General features: G+C 63.9%; 3 protein-coding genes. 2 read left to right on the forward strand and 1 reads right to left on the reverse strand.

From position 1 onward, the window contains the following. Nucleotides 1-218: 218 nt before the first annotated feature. Nucleotides 219-1,805, reverse strand: coding sequence for a winged helix-turn-helix domain-containing tetratricopeptide repeat protein (locus tag OCL97_RS22440; protein ID WP_377371920.1), 1,587 nt, complete (start codon nucleotides 1,803-1,805; stop codon nucleotides 219-221). Nucleotides 1,806-1,907: 102 nt separating this feature from the next. Here OCL97_RS22440 and OCL97_RS22445 point away from each other — a divergent pair, with 102 nt between their 5' ends. Together OCL97_RS22445 and OCL97_RS22450 are read left to right on the forward strand one after the other, a co-directional pair. Then, on the forward strand, nucleotides 1,908-2,381 hold the full coding sequence (locus OCL97_RS22445; RefSeq protein ID WP_377371921.1) for a cupin domain-containing protein: 474 nt from the start codon (nucleotides 1,908-1,910) through the stop codon (nucleotides 2,379-2,381). Next, nucleotides 2,378-3,190 carry a class I SAM-dependent methyltransferase gene (locus OCL97_RS22450; RefSeq protein WP_377371922.1) on the forward strand — a complete coding sequence of 271 codons (813 nt, stop codon included), beginning with the start codon at nucleotides 2,378-2,380 and terminating at the stop codon, nucleotides 3,188-3,190. Before OCL97_RS22445 ends, OCL97_RS22450 begins: the two co-directional genes overlap by 4 nt. Nucleotides 3,191-3,457 lie beyond the last annotated feature (267 nt).

Raw genomic sequence — 3,457 nt, forward strand, 5'->3', positions numbered from 1 at the left:
TCATCGACGGCCCCAAGGCTGCTGCGTCGATGCTAGATTCTAAGCTGCTTCGCCGTTTTTACACAGCCTGGACCCGTTGCTGACATTGGAGTTCTGCGGGGCTGACACCTCGCCAGTTCCGGGCCTGGGCCAATCGGAAGTGAGCGGCCGCGACCGCTGCGACGCGAAGCTGCGCCTGGGAGGATGCGGCTCCAGCGAACTGAGTTGTCATCGCTCTGCTAGAAGTCGAGCTTTCCCAGCATCCCGGTCACTCGAGCGCGCGTCGGTAGGTCGCGAAATGGAAAGGCGCGAAGGAAGTCGGCCTTATCGAGGTGAGCGGCGCGGGCGCGAACCGAGTCGGCCCAGGCACGGGCCTTCCCTGCATTGCCGTTGAGGCCATGGGCGGTCGCCGCGATCATCTCAATCAGCGCATGGGCACCGGGCGCTTTCGCCGCACGCTCGGCCCAGAGCGCCGCCTGCGCCGTGTCTTCGAGGACTAGATAGGACATCGCCCGCACCCCCAACATGCCATAGACCAGCGGATCCAGCGGGCTGAGGACCAGCGCCGTGTCGATATTGAGCTGGCTAGCCTCAGCGCTGCCCAGCAAGGCCTCGGCCCAGCCCCTGGAGTAGCGGGCCTGCGCATAGTTGGGATTGAGGGCGTTGGCCCGCTCCAGCCAGGGCAGGCTAGCCTCCAGATCATCATTCAACCACTGCGCCCGTCCCATGGTGAAGTGACCGAAGGGATCCAGCGGATCCCGCTCCAGGCATTGGGACGCGAAACGCTGCGCGAGCATCACGGAGGCGGGGTCATCGGAATATCGCAGGAACGCGTTCTGGAAGTGGGTGAAGGACAGCCCCGCATAGGCCCTTGCAAAGCCTGGCTCCATGGCCGCGGCGCGTTCGAACAGACCCGTCGCGATATCGTTGTCCGCCTTGTTGAAGCGGTACATGTGGTGCAGGCCCAGGTGATAGGCCGACCAGGCGTCGAGGTTTTCCGCCGACTTCGACAGCGCTCGCCGCGCCTCATTGAAGGGAATCCGCACTTCCACGGCGCTGGTCACCGCGGCGATAATCTGGTTGCGGACCTCGTGGATGGTGCTCACGTCAGCCCGGAACCTTTCACTCCAAACGACGCCGCTGGTCTGGGTGTCGCCGAGTTCCACCGAAACCGACAGGACCGGGCCCGACATCTCGATTACGCCAGACAGACAGTACCGCACGTTCAGCATCTGGCGCACGGCTTCGAGGCTCGTGTCCGAACCTCTGAACTGGAAGGATGAGCCACGCGCAATCACCAGCAACCAGTGCAGCCGCGACAGCTCCGTGATTAGGTCCTGCGGCAGGGCGTCGGCGATCGGGAACTCCGGCTGTGCGGTGCCGACCATCCGAAAAGGCAGCACCGCAATACTGGGTCGCGGCGGCAGAGGACCCTCACCCGGGACGGTTTCCTGCGGCGGGGCGAAAGAGACGGTCAACGGCTGGACGACCTCGGCCACGAAGCGGAAGCCAATCCCGTGCGCCGTACGGATCAGGGCCTGCGCCCGGCCATTGTCGCCGATCACCTGCCGGGCCGACTTGACCCGGCTCGAGATCGCCGAGTCCGAAACGATCCGACCCTTCCAGATCAGTGCGACAATCTCGTCCTTGGTCACCACGCGACTGCGGTTCTCGATAAGCAATCTCAGCAGAGCAAAGACCTGGGGCTCAACCGCCAGGGCCACGCCGTCCGCGCGCAGCTCAACCCGGTCGATATCCAACTCGAAATGGGCAAACTGAAAGATCATCGCGCGCGACCATAGCGAAAATCTCCGGTCGATCTCCACACGATCTCCAGACCGTCTTCAAGCCCCCGCGCCGGATACCAATTAGGTCTGCGGTCAGGCCTCGGGCCATTCCCGAGCTCGCTACAGATCGGAAGACACGTGATGACCAAGACCCCGACGTCCGGCGTCCGCATCGCTCTGGCGATTTCCGCCGTTTCCCTTGCTGCCTCCAGTGCAAACGTCCACGCCGCCCCGGCTGCGAAACCCGTCACCGCCACGGTAAACTCGGCGCTAAAGTGGGGGTCCTGCCCACAGATTTTCCCGGCGGGATGCCAGATCGCCGTCCTGAACGGCGACCCGGCCAAGCCTAACGCCGACATCTTCCTGCGCGTGCCGGGCGGCTACACGATTCCCCCCCATTCCCACACGTCGCCCGAGCGCATCGTTCTCGTCGAGGGCCAGCTCACGATTCGCTACCAGGGCAGCCCCGCAGAGGACTTGACCCCGGGCGAGTACGCTTACGGTCCGGCCGGGCTGCCTCACGTGGCCACCTGCAAGGGAGCCGGGCCTTGCACGTTGTTCATCGCCTTCGAGAGTGCTGTGGATGCAATAGCTTTTACAGGGTCGCTCAAGTGAATCCTAACAAAGCGCTCTGGCAAAAGGGCGACTTCACGCGGATTGCCCGCGGCATGCGCGCCAGCGGTGAGGCGTTGGTACGTGAACTGCGCGTCACACCCGGGCTCAGGGTTCTCGATCTCGGATGCGGCGACGGCACCACAGCGCTCCCGGCGGCAAGACTGGGCGCCGACGTGCTGGGCGTCGATATCGCAGCCAATCTCGTCGCGGCCGGAAACCTGCGCGCCCGCGCCGAAGGCCTCGCCAATTGTCGGTTTCAGGAGGGCGACGCTTCTGATCTGCAGGGCCTCGCCGATGACGCCTTTGACCTGGTGGTCAGCATCTTCGGCGCCATGTTCGCGCCGCGGCCCGATGCCGTCGCGCGCGAAATGGTCCGGGTCACCCGGCCGGGCGGGCGGATCGTCATGGGCAACTGGATTCCTAACGACCCGACTCTGGTCGCCCAGATCCTGAAGATCAGCGCGGCCTATTCTCCGCCACCCGCGGCGGGCTTCGTCAGTCCCATGACCTGGGGTCTGGAAGACATGGTAATCGCACGATTTGCCGGAGCCGGCGTTCCAAATGATCAGATCAGCTTTGCCCGAAGCACCTATGTCTTCGAGCATCCTGGCGCGCCGTCCGGGTTGCTGGATGACTTCTCGACGTACTACGGCCCTACGATGAACGCCTTCGCCGCGGCGGAGGCGGAAGGACGCGCGCACGCGCTTCGCCAGGAACTGGACGACCTGTTCCAGGCTCAGAATCTCAGCGGCGAGCCTGACCGCACACAGATTCCCGCCACCTTTCTGAAGGTGACCATCTCAGTCTGAGTGATACCCAACATGGGTGAAACCAGGTTTGGTCGGTAACCTGCGGCATACGACCGCTTCCCCCCATCTGAGACGTTCACAACGTCCGCTTGGCGGACCGAGGTCGTCCGCCAAGCGGTACGCCGGTACAGTCAGATTTGGGACGTTGGCAGACGTTCCGGGCAGCAGACATTCGGAACGGGAGAGTTGAGTCCAGGCTGTGTAAAAACGGCGAAGCAGCTTAGAATCTAGCATCGACGCAGCAGCCTTGGGGCCGTCGATGAAGCG

Source organism: Phenylobacterium ferrooxidans, from assembly GCF_042714595.1.
Lineage (GTDB): Bacteria > Pseudomonadota > Alphaproteobacteria > Caulobacterales > Caulobacteraceae > Phenylobacterium > Phenylobacterium ferrooxidans.

Bases quoted from the DNA above. Each gene is read 5' to 3' on its own strand.
- OCL97_RS22445 (WP_377371921.1), top strand. From the start codon at position 1,908: ATGACCAAGACCCCGACGTCCGGCGTCCGCATCGCTCTGGCGATTTCC.